Consider the following 2,194-nt stretch of genomic DNA (forward strand, 5'->3'; position numbering starts at 1 on the left):
GCGTTGATGAAATGAAAAGTCGTCAGAAGTCACCCGGCGCGCGGTTTCGCGCTGCGGTCGCGGAGGAAAAGCCGCTGCAAGTCGTGGGCGCGATCAATGCTTACGCGGCGCGCATGGCGGAGGCGACGGGGTTTCGCGCGCTGTATCTCTCTGGCGGCGGGGTAGCGGCGAATTCGCTGGGGATGCCGGACCTGGGGATCAGCACCATGGAAGACGTGCTGACCGACGTACGGCGGATTACAGAGGTGACGACGCTTCCGCTGCTGGTGGATATCGATACAGGTTGGGGCAGCGCGTTCAACATTGCGCGGACCATTCGCTCGATGTTCAAAGCGGGCGCGGGCGCTGTGCACATGGAAGACCAGGTGGGCGCGAAGCGGTGCGGACATCGACCGGGGAAAGAGCTGGTGCCTGCGGACGAGATGGTTGACCGAATCAAAGCTGCGGTGGATACGCGCACGGATGAAAATTTCGTAATCATGGCGCGAACGGATGCGCTGGCGGGCGAGGGCCTGGCAGCGGCGGTCGAAAGGGCTCAGGCGTATGTGGCGGCGGGCGCCGATATGATCTTTGCCGAGGCGGTGACCGAAGTCGCGCAGTACACGGAATTTCGCAAGGCTGTGGGCGTGCCGATTCTCGCGAATATCACGGAGTTTGGGCAGACGCCTTTATGGACGCTCGAGGAGCTGGCGCAAGCGGGCGTGGACATCATTCTCTATTGCTGCGCGGCGTACCGGGCGATGAATGCTGCCGCCTTGCAGGTGTATGAGGCGATTCGCACTGAGGGAACCCAGAAACATTTGATACCGATGATGCAGACCCGCGCGGACCTCTATAAATACCTTGACTACCATTCCTATGAGAAAAAGCTGGACGATCTATTCGCGAAGGGTAAAGAGGGCAAGTAGACACTCTCGCCGCTGATCCTTTAGCTTAATGCTCTGCGGGGGGCGCAATGAGCGATGACGTAAACACAACGCCTGCGGCATTCAAGCCGAAGAAATCCGTTGCGCTGTCGGGAACACCAGCGGGCTCGACCGCGCTGTGCACTGTTGGGCACAGCGGCAACGACCTGCACTATCGCGGATACGACATCAAGGATTTGGCGGCGCACTGCGAGTTTGAAGAGGTCGCCTACCTGCTGGTGCATGGCAAACTACCCAACGTGGCAGAACTTGCAACATACAAGGCAAGTTTGCGGCCGCTGCGCAGTTTGCCGGCGGCGGTAAAGCAGGCGCTCGAACTGCTGCCTCCATCGACTCATCCCATGGACGTGCTGCGGACGGGCGTCTCCGTTCTGGGTTGCGTGCTGCCCGAGGGCGAGACTCACAAGGAAAGCGGAGCGCGGCGGATTGCGGATACGCTGCTTGCTTGCCTCGGATCAATGCTTCTCTATTGGCACCACTATGCGCGTAATGGGCGTCGCATCGAGGTTGAGCGCTTCGAGGATTCCATTGCGGGGCACTTTTTGCACTTGCTTCACGGTACGGCGCCGAGCGAAGAGTGGACCCGGGCGATGCAGACATCGCTGATTCTGTATGCGGAGCATGAATTCAATGCGTCGACCTTTACGGCGCGGGTGATTGCGGGAACCGGATCGGACATCTATTCGTGCATCGCGGGGGCGATTGGCGCGCTGAAGGGGCCGAAGCATGGCGGCGCGAATGAGGTGGCGCTCGAGATTCAGAAACGCTATCAAAGGCCCGACGAGGCCGAGACAGACATGCGGTGGCGCGTGGGCGAACGCGAAGTCATTATTGGCTTTGGACACCCGGTGTATACCATCAGCGATCCGCGCAGCGACATCATCAAGGAGGTGGCTCGCGGACTGGCAAAAGCCGGTGGAGATATGCGGCTATTCAATGTGGCTGAGCGCATTGAATCGACCATGCACGAGGTCAAGCGCATGTTTCCGAATCTTGACTGGTACAGCGCGGTGGCATACGACCTGATGGGCGTTCCGGTGGATCTGTTTACGCCGCTGTTTGTGATTGCGCGGACGGCGGGCTGGTGCGCGCATGTGATCGAGCAACGGCAGGATGGGAAGATTATTCGGCCTTCGGCGGTGTATACGGGGCCGGAGAACAAGGAGTTTGTACTGATTGAGAAGCGGACTTAAGTAGCAAAGTGCTTTCCCACCCAGATTCGTGCTTTCCCACCCTTGCTTACGCAAGGATGGGGCACCCAGGACTAT

At 59.5% G+C, this 2,194-nt stretch carries 2 protein-coding genes; both read left to right on the forward strand.

The window, feature by feature from the left end:
- The first annotated feature begins 11 nt into the window (after nt 1-11).
- Complete coding sequence (gene prpB / locus WA354_RS20445; protein WP_472814871.1) at nt 12-908, forward strand: methylisocitrate lyase; 897 nt, start codon at nt 12-14, stop codon at nt 906-908.
- Nucleotides 909-955: 47 nt separating this feature from the next.
- A complete protein-coding gene (gene prpC / locus WA354_RS20450) occupies nt 956-2,119 on the forward strand; it encodes a bifunctional 2-methylcitrate synthase/citrate synthase (protein WP_472814870.1) in 1,164 nt (387 codons plus the stop codon).
- Nucleotides 2,120-2,194: the final 75 nt, after the last annotated feature.

The sequence above is a fragment of the Occallatibacter sp. genome, assembly GCF_049802275.1.
Lineage (GTDB): Bacteria > Acidobacteriota > Terriglobia > Terriglobales > Acidobacteriaceae > Telmatobacter.

What these genes read in the sequence shown, in the direction of transcription:
- prpB (WP_472814871.1), top strand. Translation starts at nt 12, where the DNA reads ATGAAAAGTCGTCAGAAGTCACCCGGCGCGCGGTTTCGCGCTGCGGTC.
- prpC (WP_472814870.1), top strand. Translation starts at nt 956, where the DNA reads ATGAGCGATGACGTAAACACAACGCCTGCGGCATTCAAGCCGAAGAAA.